The sequence below is a fragment of the Xanthobacter autotrophicus genome (assembly GCF_029991245.1).
Taxonomy (GTDB): Bacteria; Pseudomonadota; Alphaproteobacteria; order Rhizobiales; family Xanthobacteraceae; genus Xanthobacter; species Xanthobacter autotrophicus_C.
Genome location: NZ_JAIVFO010000015.1, coordinates 1 through 15,250, shown reverse-complemented (window position 1 = coordinate 15,250; position 15,250 = coordinate 1). Strand labels below are relative to the sequence as shown.

Here is a 15,250-nt window from a genome sequence, read left to right as displayed (position 1 = left end):
CGATGCCGGCCGCCGTCGCCGGGTTGCCCGTCGGCGTCCTTGTCGCGGGCTTCGCCGTGCTGGTTTTGGCCGGCATGGTGAAGGGCCTCATCGGCATGGGCCTGCCCACGGTAGGCATCGGGCTGCTCAGCCTGTTCCTCGCCCCTGCCGAGGCGGCGGCCGTGCTGATCCTGCCGGCCACCGTCACCAATCTCTGGCAATATTTCACCGGGCCGAACGTGGCCGGCACGGCCCGGCGCTTCGGCGCCATGATGGTCGCTGTGGTGCTGGGCACCCTCGCCGGCGGGCTGCTGCTGGGCGGCCTCACCTCCCCCGCCGCGGTGCCGGCGCTGGGGGCGACTTTGCTGCTCTACGGCGCCCTCGGCCTCAGCGCCATTCCGCTGCGCCTGCCCGCCGGCTGCGAACGCTGGATGTCGCCGCTCATGGGGGTGCTGACCGGCCTCGTCACCGGCACCACCGGGGTGGCGGTCATGCCCTCGGCGCCCTTTCTCCAAGCGCTGGGGCTCAATCGCGACGATCTGGTGCAGGCCCTCGGTCTCACCTTCACCGTCTCCACCTTCGCGCTCGCCGCGGTGCTCGCAACTCCGGGGGAGGGCGGCGCGGTGCTGACCGATCCACGGGTGGCGCTGGCATCGGCGGCCGCGCTTGCGCCCGCCTTCCTCGGCATGGAACTGGGCCGGCGGATCCGCCTCGCGGTTTCGCCGCTGGTGTTCCGCCGGGTCTTCTTCGCCGGCCTCGCCCTGCTCGGCGCCTACATGCTGGCGCGCGGATTGCGCTGAACCGCTCCGCTCACTCGGACAGGCGGTGGATGTCGTGCACCACGATGCCGATGGAATCGTCCGGCTTCTTCAGCCAGTCGCCGCGGCGCAGGGTCTTCACCGTGTCCTCGTAGCCGGTCTGCCAGTGATCGCGCATGGAGGCGGCGGAAAACTCGTAGTCCTTGGTATCCCGCTCGTAGGTCTTTTCCTGATAGATCAGGTGACAGATGTTGACCGGGCCGGATGAGCTGTAATCCTCGATCAGGGCGAGGTCGTCCTCGGTGCGCAGCTGCTCGGGAATGCGCTGGAGCGCGTCATACAGCTTGGAGCGCAGCTCCTGCACCCGGCGGAAGACGTCGGTGGTGTAGCGGGTGCGGCTCGAATAGCCGATGTCCTTCTGCCGCTCGCTGACGTCGTACATGTCGCGGGGCAGCTGGCCACGGGCGCTGAACAGGTCCACCTGGAACACCAGGGCGCTCGGATGATCCGGCTGGTCCAGCAGGAACTGGAGAGGGGTATTGGAGACGACGCCGCCGTCCCAATAATATTCGCCGTCGATCTTCACCGCCGGGAAGCCGGGCGGCAGCGCGCCGGACGCCATCACATGCTCCGGCCCGATGGTGTGCTCGCGGTTGTCGAAATAGATGAAATTGCCGGTGCGCACGTTCACCGCGCCCACCGAGAAGCGCTTGTCGCCGGAATTGATGCGGTCGAAGTCCACCAGCTTCAGCAGCGTGTCGTGCAGGGGCGAGGTGTCGTAGAAGGAGGTGGCGCCGGGCGCTCCGGTGGGCATCATCAGGGGGCTGGGGAAACGCGGCTTGAAGAAGCCGGGCTGGCCCTGCAGGATGGTCCGGGCGGCGCTGAACTGGTTGCGCCACTGCCGGAAGATGTCCCCCTCCAGATTGAAGGGGATGATCCGCTGCGAGGTAATGGTCTCCCAGAACGCCTTCAGCCGCGGCACCCGGTCCTGCGGCGCGTTGCCGGCGATGATGGCGCAATTGATGGCGCCGATGGAGACGCCCGAGATCCAGTTGGGGTCGCACCCGGCCTCCGCCAGCGCCTCGTAGACGCCGGCCTGGTAGGCGCCGAGCGCGCCGCCGCCCTGGAACACCAGGGCGATGCGCTTGTACTCGCCGATGATGTCGCACAGGTCGGGCGGAAGGTGATTGGCGCGTAGTGTCATGAACCTTGCCTCTCGCATTCCGGCGGAACGCTCTTCGTGTTGAGGAGCGGCGCACCGCGCCGCCCGTTCCACTGGATCATGTTCCGATCAGATGAGCCTGAGCGGATCCGGCTCTCGTCATCTGTGTCAAGGCGTCTTCGCGCCAAGCGGATGCAGGTTCGCGCGAAGACGTTCCAAGGCTTCAGCCCTCGCCGTCCTTCATATAGTCGTAGATCACCTCGCCCATCCCGAGGGTGAGGTCCGCCTTCACATGCAGGGCGGAGATCACCTCCAGCACCGGCAGCTGCGAGACGTTGCACAGGGCGTGGGGGAACAGGCCGAGGGCGCCGGGCCCGGTCCAGCATTCCTTCAGCGTCACGTCTTCCAGATAGTAGCGCACCAGCTCGCAGATGCGCGGCTTGGCGTCCACGTCCGGGATGATCTTGAGCAGGAAGCTCGGCGTCAGCAGCGCGGCGAGCACCTTCTCCTTGTTGCAGGCCACGTGCTTGTAGCCCATGGTGGCTGAGGCGCAGAGCACGCTGCCATAGTGCAGCGTCCCCACCAGCGTGTCCTTCTCCACCACCAGCTTGGGATTGGCGAACTTCTTGGGGAAGCCCCACAGCTCGCGCCCGCCGGCGATGGGGCTCTCGTCGTCGAGATACATGGAGTGGACATAGCCGCCCTCCATGCCCTGGAATTTCACCGGGATGACCTGTCCGGTCTCGGTATAGTCGCCGAAGCCGGTGGAATCCGGCATGCGGATGAATTCGTACTTCACGATCGGCTCGATGATCTCGAGCGGCTCCGGCACCACCTTCGCCAGCGCGGCGGGGTCGGTGCGGTAGGTGATGATCATGTATTCGCGATCGACGAACCGATAGGGTCCGGGCGGATAGGACGGGTTCACGAGCGGCATCGAATAGGCGGTGCGGCGAACGTCGGCGATCTTCATCGGCGTTTCTCTCGTGCGCTTGGGCCGCTTCGCAGTCGCGAACGGGCGGCGCCACGTTAGTGCGCGCGCAGGCGCGTGAAAAGCGGTTCCATCGGCGGCGGCGCGCAAATTCGCCAATGGCTTGAGGCCGGACCAGACGGCCGGCCCGCAGGGGGCATACCGGCCCGCCGTGACACCACCGCGACGCGGAGCGGCCGTGGGCGGCCTTGGGGCCGACCGCGGGGGGCATGCCGGCGGTCCGCCCTCGAAGCCGGGGAGCGCGCCGGCTGGTTCAGAAGGCGAGCAGGCCGCCCTTGCCGCCCTTCGTGCCGAAGGCCACCGCCCCGCCGGACGGGTGCCAGGCCATGGCGCTCACCGCGTCGGAATCGGGGGCGCGCAGCAGGATCTCGGCGGCGTCGGGGATGCGCACCATCATCACCATCCCGTCCTCGTAGCCGATGCCCACCACCGGATCCTTGGGATGGGGCGCCACCACGGTGACGCGGGTGGTGGGGGAAGGGGCGAGCATGGACGGCTCCTTGCCCATGGGGCCGTCCTTGGCCTGGAACGGCCACAGGATGGCCTCGCCCGAGCCCGAGGTGGCAAGCCACTTGCCGTCCGCCGTGAAGGCGAACGACTTCACCCGCGAGGGATAGCCGGACATGCGCATGTGCGCGCCGTCCACCACCCGCCAGCCGTGGAGCGCCGGCTCCTGCATGGTGGTGACCAGGAAGCGGCCGTCGGGCGAGAAGGCGACACCGAGGTGGGAGCCCTTCCAGCCGAACAGCTCCGGCTTGGCGGCCGCGGCGTTGGGAAACCACAGGGTGACGCCGCCATAGTGCGCCACCGCCAGGCGCAGCCCCTTGGGGGCGAAGGCGAGGCCGCCCACGGTGGAGGGCACGTCGAGGCTCTTGGGCTCGCCCTTCGGCGGCAGCACATGGGCGGTCTTGCCGGCGGACCAGGCGACGACGCCGTCCGGACCCAGCGCCACCCGGTCGATCCAGCGGCCCTTCTGGCCGGCGAGGAGGCGGGTGGAGCCGTCCGAACGGGTCTCCATGACCTGCCCGTCGTCGCCGCCGGTGACGAGGCGCTTGCCGTCGGAGGCGGCGTCGAGCACCGCGCCGTCATGGACCTTAACCATCTTCGGCGCGGCGCCCACCAGATGCACCACGCCCTCCGTGCCCACGAAGGCGACCGCCGCATCAAGGAAGGCGAGGGCGAAGATCCCGGTATCGAAGGCGAGGGGCTGCACCTTGCTGGTGAGGCTGGACGGGGCGGTGGACATGAAGGCGGCGTTCCCGGTTGCGGCATCGACGCGCCTCATAAGGCACCGAACGTGCCCGACCGCAAGGCGGCACCCCGCAGGCCGGCCCGTGCCGGGTGGTCGATCCGGCGGCCGTCAGTTGCTGGCAGCCTTGCCCACCAGCGGGCAGCCGCCCTCGTTGAGCGGCCGGAACGCCTCGTCGCCGGGAATGACGCGGATGAGCTTGAGATAGTCCCACGGATACTGCTGCTCGGACGGCGCCTTCACCTGCAGCAAGTAGAGGTCGTGGACCATGCGCCCGTCCTCGCGGATGCGCCCGCCGTGGGAAAAGAAATCGTCCACCGGCGCCGCCTTCATCTGCGCGGCGACGGTGGCTGTGTCGGTGGTGCCGGCCGCCTTCACCGCCTTCAGATAATGCAGGATGGCCGAATAGGTGCCGGCCTGGCCCATGGTGGGCATGGCCTTGTGGCGCTCGTAGAAGCGCTTGGACCAGGCGCGGGTCTCGTCGTTGAGGTCCCAGTAGAAGCCCTGGGTGAGGATGAGGCCCTGCGCTGTCTTCAGGCCGATGGCGTGGATGTCGGTGATGTGCAGGTAGAGGCCCGCCAGCTTCACGCCCGACTGGGGAATGCCGAACTCGTTGGCCTGCTTGATCGCGTTCACCTGATCGGCGCCCGAGTTGGCGAAGGCGATCAGGCGAACGCCGGTGCCCTGGGCCTGCAGCAGATAGGATGAGAAATCGGTGGTGCCCTGCGGGTGCTTCACCGCGCCCGCCACCTTGCCGCCGCCCTTGGTGACGGCCGCCGCGGTGTCGCGCTCCAGCGCCGCGCCGAAGGCATAATCGGCAGTGATGAAGAACCACGGCCCCTCCTTGGCCAGCGACGCGCCGGTTCCGGCCGCCAGCGCGTAGGTGTCATAGGTCCAGTGAATGCCGGTGCTGGCGCAGGCCTTGCCGGTGAAGTCCGACGAGCCGCCGGTGGAGGCGAGCACCAGCTTGTTCTTGCGCCGGCCAATCTCCTGCACCGCCAGCAGCACCGAGGAGGTGGGGATGTCGGCGATCACCTCCACATTGTCCTCGTCGATCCAGCGGTTCACCAGCGCCGCGCCCACGTCCGGCTTGTTCTGGTGGTCGCCGGCGATGATCTCGACCGGGCGGCCGAGCACGCTGCCGCCGAAATCCTCCACCGCCATTTGCGCCGCGATCACCGAGCCGGGTCCCGCCATGTCGGCATAGATGCCGGCCTGATCGTTCAGCACGCCGATGCGCAGGGGCTTCTGGTCGGCCGCGGCGGCGAGCGGCCCCGCCAGCAGCGGGGCGAGGAAAGCGGCAAGGAGCAGGGGGGCACGCATGAATGGGTCTCCGAAAGCGGTGCCTTTCAGATAGTCAACAATTATGAGTGATTCAATCAATAAAAACGCTACAAGTGCGATGATGGAATAAATAACGGCATTATCATGCTATTTACCCCTTTGCCGCCGCGGCCCTTTCTGGCCTATGAGCGGCCATGCCGTCCCGCGCCCAGCGAGAAACGCCCTGTCCGATCCGCGACCGTTCGACACGCCCTTGCCCATCGACGCCATTCTCGGCGACCTGACCGCGACGCTGGCCGCCGCCCCCTGCGCGGTGCTGGTGGCGCCGCCGGGCGCGGGCAAGACCACGCGGGTGCCCCTCGCGCTGCTGGACGCGCCATGGGTCAACGGCGGCCGCATCCTGGTGCTGGAGCCGCGCCGCCTCGCCGCCCGCGCCGCCGCCCGCCGCATGGCGCAGACCCTCGGCGAGCGGGTGGGGGAACAGGTGGGCTACCGCACCCGCCTCGCCTCGGAGGTGTCCGGGCGTACCCGCATCGAGGTGATCACCGAGGGCATCTTCACCCGCATGGTGCTGGAGGACCCCGAATTGTCCGGCGTCGCCGCCGTGCTGTTCGACGAGTTCCACGAGCGCAGCCTGGATGCCGACCTCGGCCTCGCTTTGGCCCTCGACGCCCAGCGCGGCCTGCGCGAGGACCTGCGTCTCCTTGCCATGTCGGCGACGCTGGATGGCGCCCGCGTCGCCGCCCTCATGGGCAGCCCCGACGCGCCCGCGCCGGTGATCGAGAGCGAGGGCCGCGCCTTCCCGGTGGATACGGCCTATCTCGGCCGCGATCCGCGCAGCCCGCTCGAGCCGCAGATGGCGGAGGCCATCCGCCGCGCGCTCGCACGGGAAAGCGGCTCCATCCTCGCCTTCCTCCCCGGTGCGGCGGAGATCCGGCGCACCGAAAGCCTGCTGCTGGAGCAGGTGCGCGATCCCTCCGTGGACGTGGTCGCCCTGTTCGGGGCGCTGGACGCCGCCGAGCAGGACCGCGCCGTGCTGCCGGCGCCCAAGGGCCGGCGCAAGGTGGTGCTCGCCACCTCCATCGCCGAGACTTCGCTCACCATCGAGGGGGTGCGGGTGGTGGTGGATTGCGGCCTCGCCCGGGTGCCGCGCTTCGAGCCGGACGTGGGCCTGACGCGACTGGAGACGGTGCGCGTCTCCCGCGCCGCCGCCGACCAAAGGCGCGGCCGCGCCGGGCGCACCGAGCCGGGCGTGTGCTATCGCCTGTGGGGGGAGGGCGAGACGGGAAGCCTCGCCGCCTTCGCCACGCCCGAAATCCTCGCCGCCGACCTCACCGGCCTGGTGCTGGACCTCGCCCGCGTCGGCGTGCGCGAACCTGCGTCCCTGCGCTTCCTCGATCCGCCGCCCGCCCCGGCTGTGAGCGAGGCCAAGGCGCTGCTGCGCCTGCTGGGCGCCCTCGATGCCGACGATGGGGTGACGGCGCTGGGCCGGCGCATGGCCCGCCTGCCCCTGCCGCCGCGCCTCGCCCATCTGGTGGTGGTGGGCGCCGACCGGGGCGTGGCGCGAGAGGCGGGCGAGATCGCCGCACTGCTCACCGAGCGCGGGCTGGGCGGGGATGGCGTGGACCTTCTCCATCGCCTCGACGGCTTCCGTCGCGATCGCTCACGCCGGGCCGAGGATGCCCGCCGCCTCGCCGTCCGCTGGGCCGACTTGGCCCGGAGCGGCGGTGAAAGATCCGACGGCCCGCGCCCGTCGCCGGCGGCGCTGCTCGCCTTCGCCTTTCCGGACCGGGTGGCGAAGGCCCGCGGCGACGGCACGCGCTTCCTCCTCGCCAACGGCCGGGGGGCGGTGATGGACCCCGCCGCGGCTCTGGCGAAGGCATCCTTCCTCGCCGTGGCCGAGGTGGGCGGCCGGGCCGAGGCCGCGCGCATCTCGCTGGCCGCCGCCTTGTCGCCGGACGAGGTGGAGACGCAGTTCGCCGGCGACATCACCTCCGGCACCGAGATCGCCTTTGATGCGGAGGCCGCCGCCGTGCGGGCGCGGGAGGTGCGGCGGCTGCGGGCCATCGTGCTCGCCGCCCAGCCGCGTCCGGTGCCGGCCACCGAGGCCACCGCGCGGGTGCTGGCGGAGGGCATCGCGGGGCTCGGCCTCCACCGCCTGCCGCTCAGCGCCGCCACGGCGCAATGGCGCGCGCGCGTCGCCTTCCTGCGCGCCGCCGAGGGCGAGGCGTGGCCGGACCTCTCGGATGCGACCCTTGCCGCCACCGCTGCCGATTGGCTGGCCCCGTTCCTTTCCGGCAAGACCGCGCTGGCCGATATTGCGCCGGGCGATGCGGGCAATGCCTTCCACGCGCTCCTGCCCTACGCCCTGTCGGCACGGCTGGAGGCGGAGGCGCCCACCCATTTCACCGCCCCCACCGGTTCGCGCCTGCCCATCGACTATGATGCCGAGGGCGGGCCGCAGGTGAGCGTGCGGGTGCAGGAACTATTCGGCCTCACCCATCACCCGGCCATCGCCGGCGGCCGGGTGCCGCTGACGCTGGCGCTGCTGTCGCCCGCCCACCGGCCGATCCAGGTGACCAAGGACCTGCCGCAATTCTGGCGTGGCTCGTGGCGGGAGGTGCGCGCCGACATGCGCGGGCGCTATCCCAGGCATCCCTGGCCCGAGGACCCCGCCGAGGCGCCCCCCACCACCCGGGCCAAGCCAAGGGGCACGTAGGTGGGCACGTGAGGGCGGGGACGCAGGTGGGAACGTGAGGGCCGTCAGCCCTCGTCCACCGGGATGGGGCGGGGGCGGCCTTCCTCGTCGATGGCGACGAAGGTGAAGACGGCTTCCGTCACCTTGGTGGTCTGCTCGCTGGCGCGGGCGCGGCGCCAGGCCTCCACCTCGATGCGCATGGAGGTGCGCCCCATCTTCGCGACGCGGGCGAACAGGCTCACCTCGTCGCCCACCGCCACCGGCGACAGGAAGCTCATGGCCTCCACCGCCACCGTGGCCGCCCGACCGCGCGAGCGCCGCGCCGCCACGTTGCCGGCGGCCAGGTCCATCTGCGACATCAGCCAGCCGCCGAAGATATCGCCATTGGGATTGGTGTCCGCCGGCATGGCGATGGTCCGGATCACCGGGATACCGTCTGGCATATGGGCCTCTTTATCGAGCATCGTCTCTCCAGGCGCCTGAGGCGCGTTTGGCCATTCATGCGCCTGGGGCGCGTTCGACTTTAGCCCATAGCAAAAATTTGACCGGCTTCCGCCAAATTTGATCCATCTCAGAGAATCCCCCCGGGGGAGGTGGTTATCTCCCTCTTGTCCATGTCTTTTCGGGGCAGACAGGGCATGGATGACCGGCTCCGCCTTGCTGTGTGGGCGGAGCCGGTATCTCTTTCAGCCGTCTATCCGGCGGTCGATGCGGCGCTGTCGGGGCTTAAAGCTCCGGCAGCCCGCTCAAAAAAACGGCCCGGCCGCCCAACCGGAGACCCCTATGCCGCATTCGCGCGCTCCCCGCACCCTCAGGTCCGTCCGCGCCGCCGCGCTCGCCGCCGCGGCGCTTTATGTCTCGGGCCTCGGCGCCGGGGTGGCGCAGGCCTGCACCCGTGCGGTCTATCTCGGCTCCGATGGCGTGGTCATCACCGGCCGGTCCATGGACTGGGCCGAAGACATACGCACCAATCTCTGGGCCTTTCCGGCCGGCATGGCGCGCACCGGCGCCGCCGGAGCGAACACCCCCAAATGGGTGTCCAAATACGGCAGCCTCATCGCCTCCGGCTATGACGTGGGCACGGCGGACGGCATGAACGAGAAGGGCCTCGTCGCCAACCTGCTCTATCTGGCCGAATCCGAATACGCCAAGCCGGACGGCCGTCCCGCCCTCTCCATCAGCCTGTGGGCGCAATATGTGCTCGACAATTTCGCCACGGTGAGTGAGGCGGTGACGGCATTGTCCGCCGAGCCGTTCGTGGTGGTGACGGCCAACCTGCCCAACGGCGACGGCGCGCAGCTGCACCTCGCCATTTCCGACCCCTCGGGCGACAGCGCCGTCTTCGAATATCTGGGCGGCAAGCTGGTGGTCCACCATGGCCGCCAGTATCAGGTGATGACCAATTCGCCGTCCTTCGACCAGCAGCTGGCGCTCAACAGCTACTGGGAGCAGATCGGCGGCACGGTGTTCCTGCCCGGCACCAACCGGGCGGCCGACCGCTTCGCCCGCGCCAGCTTCTTCATCAAGGCTATTCCCACGAAGGCCTCCCCGGCCATCCTCACCGCCGTGCCGGACGGCACCTATGCCAACCAGGCGGTGGCCAGCGTCGCCAGCGTGATGCGCTCGGTGAGCGTGCCGCTGGGCCTCACCACGCCGGGCGAGCCCAATATCGCCTCGACCCTGTGGCGGACGGTGAGTGACCAGAAGGACCGCGTCTATTTCTACGATTCCGCCACCAGCCCCAACAGCTTCTGGGTGCCCCTCGACAGCCTCGACCTGAAGGCCGGGGCGCCGGTGAAGAAGCTGACGCTGACCGGCGGCAAGGTCTATTCCGGCAATGCGGCGGCCCGCTTCGAGCCGGCCGCGCCCTTCACCTTCCTGCCGGTGGAGGTGAAGTAGCTCGCCCCGGTTGTATGGCGGTTGCCCGATGGCGCCGGGGCGATCCCGGCTGCCCCGCGCAACATGCTGCAATGCAGTAAAATTTCCGCTGCGCCGTCCCCTTGCGCCGGATCGCCGCGCGTCCTGCTCGCCTCTTGATTGGCATCAATACAAGGAGCAAGGTGCCGCGATAACCTTATAACAATGAGGAACGGCTCCGTCGGAGCCGCACCCAGTCGCTCAGTCGCCGCAGGGTTCGGAATGAACTACGACAGCTTTTTCGCCGACGCCATCGACGCCCTGCGCAAGGAGCGCCGTTATCGTACCTTCGCCGAGATCGAGCGTGACGCGCGCCATTTCCCGCGCGCGGTCTGGCATTCCCCCGGCGGCCCGCGCGACATCGTCGTGTGGTGCTCCAACGACTATCTGGGCATGGGCAGCCATCCCGACGTGGTCGCCGCCATGTGCGAGGCGGCCCAGGCGCGCGGCGCCGGCGCCGGCGGCACCCGCAACATCTCGGGCAACAGCCACGAGATCGTGATGCTGGAGCGCGAGCTGGCCGACCTGCATGGCAAGGAATCCGGCCTGGTCTTCACCTCCGGCTACATTTCAAATGCCACCGGCATCTCCACCATCGTCAAGCTGATCCCCGACTGCGTGGTGATCTCCGACGAGCTGAACCACAATTCCATGATCGAGGGCGTGCGCCACGGCGGCCGGCAGAAGGCCATCTTCCGCCACAACGACCTCGAGCACCTGGAAGAGCTGCTGAAGGCGGCCGGTGACCGGCCCAAGCTGGTGGTGTTCGAGAGCGTCTATTCCATGGACGGCGACATCGCCCCCATCGGCGCCATCTGCGAACTGGCCGAGCGCTACGGCGCCATGACCTATCTGGATGAAGTGCACGCCGTGGGCATGTATGGCGAGCGCGGCGGCGGCGTCGCCGAGCGCGACGGCGTCATGGACCGCGTGGACGTGATCGAGGGCACGCTGGGCAAGGCGTTCGGCGTGGTCGGCGGCTACATCACCGGCAAGCGCCTGATCATCGACGCGGTGCGCTCCTATGCGCCGGGCTTCATCTTCACCACCGCGCTGCCCCCAGCGGTCGCGGCGGCGGCTGCCGCCTCGGTGCGGCACCTGAAGGCGTCCCAGGTCGAGCGCGAGGGCCAGCGCGCCCAGGTGGCCAAGGTCAAGCGCGCCCTCGCCGCCGCCGGCCTGCCGCAGATGGACACGCCCACCCACATCGTCCCGGTGATGGTGGGCGATGCCAAGGCCTGCAAGATGGCCAGCGACCTGCTGCTCGCCGAGTATGGAATCTACATCCAGCCCATCAATTACCCCACCGTGCCCCGCGGCACGGAGCGGCTGCGCATCACCCCCACCCCGTTCCACGACGACGCGCTCATCGCCCATCTGGCCAAGGCGCTCACCGACGTGTGGGAGCGGCTGGAACTGCCCTACGCCGACCATGTGGCGGAGCGCGCCTCCGCCTCGTCCCGCCGCACCGCGCTGGGGCCCGCGCCCATCCCGCTGCCGGTGGCCGGCGGCTGACAGTCGGTCTGTCTCAACTGAAAAAGCCCCGGCTGGTCCGGGGCTTTTTCTTTTCCGGGGCTGGACGTCTCACCCCGGCGTGCCGATGGCCCTGCCGTCCGGGCCGAAGAAGGGATGCGGTCCGCCATAGGCGCCGATGAAGCTGCGGTGGGTCACCAGCCGGCCGTCCGTGAACAGGTGCAGGGACAGGCTCGGCGGCTCCATGTGGAAGGTGGGCGGCGCCTCGCGGTCGAGGGCGAGGCTCACGGAATGGGCGGGGGCCGGCCCGATGGTGGCGGCGACGCCGGCGAAGCTGGTGGTCACCGCCCGGTGGACATGGCCGCAGGTGAAGCCCAGCACCTGGGGCCAGTGCCCGAACACCTCTTCCAGCCCCGCCGCGTCGGACAGGTTCTGCACGTCCATGTGCCGTATGCCGGTGAGGAAGGGCGGATGGTGGGCGCAGACGAAGGCCGGTCGCCCGGGCGCCGCAGCCAGCGCGCGGTCGAGGAAGGCGAGGCCCTGTTCCCCCAGCGCGCCATGCGGACGGCCATGGACCGTGGAATCCAGCATCACCAGCCGCAGCGGAAAATCCTCGACCACATAATTCACCCGCCCGCCGTCGCACCGCGCGGCGATCTCGGGGAAGGCGGTCAGCAGGCCCGCAGACGAGTCGTGGTTGCCCGGAACGGGAAACAGCGGCATGGGCAGCGCCGCCGTGATCGCCCGGAAGCGGGCATATTCGGCCGCATCGTCGAAATCCGTGAGGTCGCCGGTGACGATCACCGCATCGGGCCGGGGCGCGAGGGCGAGGATGTGGGCGACCGCCGCTTCCAGGTAATGCGCGGTGTCCACCACCCCGTAGGCGAGGGTGCCGGGGCGGCGGATATGGGTGTCGGTGAGCTGGGCGATGAGCATGGGGCAGGATCAGACGAGCAGATTCAGACGGGAAGGAACGGTGTGAAAGGCAATCAGGCGAGGCTGATTCGGCCAGGATCGAGGATAAGCCCCACGGCGCCGCCGACGAGCAGGGTTCCATCGGCGGGCGCCTCCACGAGGATGCGTGCCCCGGACGGATCCTTGAGGGTCACCTTCTGGCGGGCGCCCTGGAATTCCACCTGCACCACCTCGAATACCAGACTGGTTTCCACCGGGCTCGCGAGCCGCGCGGCCTCGGGGCGGAACAGCAGCCGTGCCGCGCCTTTCCCGGCCGCGGCGGCCGGTGGCGACGCAAGATCCGGCGGCAGGGACACCACGCCCGCCGCGGTCTCGAAGCGGCCGTTCCGCACCGTGCCCGCGAGGCGGTTGGTGACGCCCACGAAATCGGCCACGAAATCGTCGGCCGGGCGGAAATACACGTCGCGCGGGGTGCCCACCTGGGCGATGGCGCCGTTGCGCATGACCACGATGCGGTCGCCCAGGGCCAGCGCCTCGGCCTGGTCGTGGGTGACATAGATGGCGGTGATGGCGAGGCGCTTCAGCAGCGCATCGATCTCGCCGCGCAGATGCTCGCGCAGGGCGGCGTCCAGCGCGGTGAGCGGCTCGTCGAGCAGGATCACGCGCGGCTCCACCGCCAGCGCCCGGGCCAAGGCCACCCGCTGGCGCTGGCCACCGGAGAGCTGGTCGATGCGCCGCTCCGCCAGCGCGCCGATGCGCATCATTTCCAGCACGCCCGCCGCCTGCGCGCGCCGTCCCTCTTTTGCCATGCCGCGCACGCGCAGGCCGTAGGCGACATTGTCGATGACGCTCATGTTGGGGAACAGGGCATAGGACTGGAACACCATGCCCACGTTGCGCTTCTCGATGGGCAAGGCGGTCACGTCCGCCCCGTCGAAGCGGATATGCCCGCCCGCGTCGGGCGCCTCCAGCCCGGCGATAAGGCGCAGCAGGGTGGTCTTGCCGCAGCCCGAGGGGCCGAGCAGCACCAGCGTCTCGCCCGCCGTCACGTCGAGGTCGAGGGGGGACAGGGCTCTGGTGCCGTCGGCGAAGGTCTTGCCGCAGCCGGACACCGTGATGGCGGCACCCCGGTTCATTTCGCTGCGCCCTCGACGGTGCGGCCGAACAGCTGGAGGGCGACGAGGAGGGGCACGATCATGACGAAGAATACCAGCGTGTAGGCGCTCGCGATTTCGAGGCGCATGGAGGCGTAGCTGTCGGCAAGGCCCACCGGCAGCGTCTTGGTGAGCGGGGTGTGCAGCATCCAGGTGAGGTTGAACTCGCCGATGGAGAGCGTCACCACCATCAATGCCCCGGCGAGGATGCCGCCGCGCGCATTGGGCACCACCACATGGAAGAAGCGCTGCAGCGGCGAGGCGCCAAGCGAGGCGGCGCCTTCCTCCAGCGTGCGCACGTCCACGGCGGCGAGCACCGCCATCACCGCGCGCAGCATGAAGGGCAGGGTGTAGAGCACATGGCCGGTGAGGATGAACAGCGGGCTCATGCGGAAGTCGCGGATGCCGCCGTAGGCCAGGATCAGGGCTAGCGCCAGCGCGAGGCCCGGTATGGCGACGGGCAGGGTCACCAGCTCCTCCACCAGCCGGGTGAGCCGCGAGGGCCGGCGCGCCAGCGCCCATGCGGCGGGCACGCCGATGAGCAGGGTGACACCGAGGGTGCCCAGCGCGATGGCGATGGAGAGCGCGATGGTGTCGGAATAAAGCGCCAGCACCTCGCCGATCCACTTCAGCGTGAGCCCGGAGGAGATGCCGCGGAAATAATTGACGGTGAAGCCGGCAAGGATGGAGGCGCCCGCCGGCACCATCAGGAAGGCGCAGGCCAAAAGCGTTACGCCAAGCTGGAAGGCGAAGGTGAGGCGGTGGGGTTTCATCGCGGCTGTCATGCCCTCACCCCGCCGCCGCGACGCCGGAGCCGGCGAGATTGCGTGCCAGCGCCAGCACTGCCCAGGTGATGAGGCCGAGGGCGATGGAGAGGGCGGCGGCGGTGGCGAAGTTCGCGTTGAGGGTGAACTCCGTATAGATGGTCATGGCCAGCACATCGATGCGCGTGGCCAGCGTGAAGGCGGTGCCGAAGGCGCCCATGGCGGTGGCGAACGCGATGGCGCCGGAAGCCATGAGCGCGGGGGCGATGCCCGGCAGCGTCACGTCCCGCAGCACCTGCGCGCGTCCCGCGCCGAGTGAGCGGGCGGCTTCCTCCAGCGCCGGGTCCAGCTTCTCCACCGCCGCCAGGAGGGTGACCAGCACCCGCGGCAGGGAGAAATAGACATAGCCCGCGAACAGCCCCGCCATGGAATAGGCGAACACCCACCGCCCCATTCCGAGCCCCGTGGAGAGGCCGGCGAGCAGCCCCTGCCGGCCGGCGAGCAGGATCACCATGAAGCCCACCACCACGCCGGGAAAGGCCAGCGGCAGGGTGAGCAGGGAGACCAGCAGCGGCCGGCCGAAGAAGCGGTTGCGGGCGAGGAACAGCGCCACCACCGTGCCGATGGCAAGGGTCGCCGCCGTCACCGCGGCGGAGAGCGCCAGGGTGGCGAGAAGGGTCGCGAAGTGGCGCGGATTGGTGAGGATGGCGCCGTATTCAGCCACGCCGTTCGGCCCTGAGCCGGCCACGCCCACCAGCCGCACCATGGGCAGCAGGAAGAACGCCGCCACGAACAGGAACAGCGGCAGCAGGAACAGGCGGGCGAGGCGGTCGGCGCTGTGCATGGGCTTGGGCCGGGTTCGAGATTGCCGGGGATGGCGGTGCAAGGACAGGCGAGCTCCCTCTCCCG

At 69.7% G+C, this 15,250-nt stretch carries 13 protein-coding genes; 4 read left to right on the top strand and 9 right to left on the bottom strand.

The genetic code is table 11. From position 1 onward, the window contains the following. The first annotated feature begins 2 nt into the window (after positions 1 to 2). A complete protein-coding gene (locus tag K9U41_RS04770; protein WP_282639715.1) occupies positions 3 to 779 on the top strand; it encodes a TSUP family transporter in 777 nt (258 codons plus the stop codon). A 10-nt stretch (positions 780 to 789) separates the two neighbouring features. Here K9U41_RS04770 and K9U41_RS04765 read toward each other — a convergent pair whose 3' ends face one another. The 4 genes from K9U41_RS04765 to K9U41_RS04750 form a co-directional block, all read right to left on the bottom strand. Next, positions 790 to 1,941 (bottom strand): patatin-like phospholipase family protein, encoded by a 1,152-nt coding sequence (locus K9U41_RS04765; protein ID WP_282639714.1) that lies wholly within the window; start codon positions 1,939 to 1,941, stop codon positions 790 to 792. A 181-nt stretch (positions 1,942 to 2,122) separates the two neighbouring features. Then, a complete protein-coding gene (locus tag K9U41_RS04760) occupies positions 2,123 to 2,872 on the bottom strand; it encodes an acetoacetate decarboxylase (protein WP_282639713.1) in 750 nt (249 codons plus the stop codon). A 271-nt stretch (positions 2,873 to 3,143) separates the two neighbouring features. Continuing rightward, entirely contained in the window at positions 3,144 to 4,136 is a 993-nt protein-coding gene (locus K9U41_RS04755) for a WD40 repeat domain-containing protein (RefSeq protein ID WP_282639712.1), read from the bottom strand. Between the two features lie 114 nt (positions 4,137 to 4,250). After that, positions 4,251 to 5,462 carry an ABC transporter substrate-binding protein gene (locus K9U41_RS04750; protein WP_282639711.1) on the bottom strand — a complete coding sequence of 404 codons (1,212 nt, stop codon included), beginning with the start codon at positions 5,460 to 5,462 and terminating at the stop codon, positions 4,251 to 4,253. A gap of 145 nt (positions 5,463 to 5,607) precedes the next feature. Here K9U41_RS04750 and hrpB point away from each other — a divergent pair, with 145 nt between their 5' ends. Then, a complete protein-coding gene (gene hrpB, locus K9U41_RS04745) occupies positions 5,608 to 8,142 on the top strand; it encodes an ATP-dependent helicase HrpB (protein ID WP_282639710.1) in 2,535 nt (844 codons plus the stop codon). A 44-nt stretch (positions 8,143 to 8,186) separates the two neighbouring features. Here the strand turns inward: hrpB and K9U41_RS04740 are convergent, their stop codons facing one another. Next, a complete protein-coding gene (locus tag K9U41_RS04740) occupies positions 8,187 to 8,585 on the bottom strand; it encodes an acyl-CoA thioesterase (RefSeq protein WP_282639709.1) in 399 nt (132 codons plus the stop codon). Between the two features lie 319 nt (positions 8,586 to 8,904). On the opposite strand from K9U41_RS04740, the gene K9U41_RS04735 reads away from it, so the two are divergent. Together K9U41_RS04735 and hemA are read left to right on the top strand one after the other, a co-directional pair. Further along, positions 8,905 to 10,020 carry a linear amide C-N hydrolase gene (locus K9U41_RS04735; RefSeq protein WP_282639708.1) on the top strand — a complete coding sequence of 372 codons (1,116 nt, stop codon included), beginning with the start codon at positions 8,905 to 8,907 and terminating at the stop codon, positions 10,018 to 10,020. A 240-nt stretch (positions 10,021 to 10,260) separates the two neighbouring features. Continuing rightward, complete coding sequence (gene hemA / locus K9U41_RS04730) at positions 10,261 to 11,550, top strand: 5-aminolevulinate synthase (protein ID WP_282639707.1); 1,290 nt, start codon at positions 10,261 to 10,263, stop codon at positions 11,548 to 11,550. Between the two features lie 69 nt (positions 11,551 to 11,619). Here the strand turns inward: hemA and K9U41_RS04725 are convergent, their stop codons facing one another. Genes K9U41_RS04725 through K9U41_RS04710 form a run of 4 tightly spaced genes read right to left on the bottom strand, consistent with a single transcriptional unit; the run spans position 11,620 to position 15,185 of the window. Continuing rightward, positions 11,620 to 12,444 (bottom strand): phosphodiesterase, encoded by an 825-nt coding sequence (locus K9U41_RS04725; RefSeq protein WP_282639706.1) that lies wholly within the window; start codon positions 12,442 to 12,444, stop codon positions 11,620 to 11,622. A 53-nt stretch (positions 12,445 to 12,497) separates the two neighbouring features. After that, positions 12,498 to 13,559, bottom strand: coding sequence for an ABC transporter ATP-binding protein (locus K9U41_RS04720; RefSeq protein ID WP_282639705.1), 1,062 nt, complete (start codon positions 13,557 to 13,559; stop codon positions 12,498 to 12,500). Next, on the bottom strand, positions 13,556 to 14,350 hold the full coding sequence (locus tag K9U41_RS04715; RefSeq protein ID WP_282639704.1) for an ABC transporter permease: 795 nt from the start codon (positions 14,348 to 14,350) through the stop codon (positions 13,556 to 13,558). Before K9U41_RS04715 ends, K9U41_RS04720 begins: the two co-directional genes overlap by 4 nt. A gap of 16 nt (positions 14,351 to 14,366) precedes the next feature. Further along, positions 14,367 to 15,185, bottom strand: coding sequence for an ABC transporter permease (locus K9U41_RS04710; protein ID WP_282639703.1), 819 nt, complete (start codon positions 15,183 to 15,185; stop codon positions 14,367 to 14,369). Between the last annotated feature and the right edge of the window lie 65 nt (positions 15,186 to 15,250).

Coding starts and splice junctions, on each gene's coding strand:
- K9U41_RS04770 (WP_282639715.1), top strand. CDS start 3: ATGCCGGCCGCCGTCGCCGGGTTGCCCGTCGGCGTCCTTGTCGCGGGC.
- K9U41_RS04765 (WP_282639714.1), bottom strand. CDS start 1,941: ATGACACTACGCGCCAATCACCTTCCGCCCGACCTGTGCGACATCATC.
- K9U41_RS04760 (WP_282639713.1), bottom strand. CDS start 2,872: ATGAAGATCGCCGACGTTCGCCGCACCGCCTATTCGATGCCGCTCGTG.
- K9U41_RS04755 (WP_282639712.1), bottom strand. CDS start 4,136: ATGTCCACCGCCCCGTCCAGCCTCACCAGCAAGGTGCAGCCCCTCGCC.
- K9U41_RS04750 (WP_282639711.1), bottom strand. CDS start 5,462: ATGCGTGCCCCCCTGCTCCTTGCCGCTTTCCTCGCCCCGCTGCTGGCG.
- hrpB (WP_282639710.1), top strand. CDS start 5,608: ATGAGCGGCCATGCCGTCCCGCGCCCAGCGAGAAACGCCCTGTCCGAT.
- K9U41_RS04740 (WP_282639709.1), bottom strand. CDS start 8,585: ATGCTCGATAAAGAGGCCCATATGCCAGACGGTATCCCGGTGATCCGG.
- K9U41_RS04735 (WP_282639708.1), top strand. CDS start 8,905: ATGCCGCATTCGCGCGCTCCCCGCACCCTCAGGTCCGTCCGCGCCGCC.
- hemA (WP_282639707.1), top strand. CDS start 10,261: ATGAACTACGACAGCTTTTTCGCCGACGCCATCGACGCCCTGCGCAAG.
- K9U41_RS04725 (WP_282639706.1), bottom strand. CDS start 12,444: ATGCTCATCGCCCAGCTCACCGACACCCATATCCGCCGCCCCGGCACC.
- K9U41_RS04720 (WP_282639705.1), bottom strand. CDS start 13,559: ATGAACCGGGGTGCCGCCATCACGGTGTCCGGCTGCGGCAAGACCTTC.
- K9U41_RS04715 (WP_282639704.1), bottom strand. CDS start 14,350: ATGAAACCCCACCGCCTCACCTTCGCCTTCCAGCTTGGCGTAACGCTT.
- K9U41_RS04710 (WP_282639703.1), bottom strand. CDS start 15,185: ATGCACAGCGCCGACCGCCTCGCCCGCCTGTTCCTGCTGCCGCTGTTC.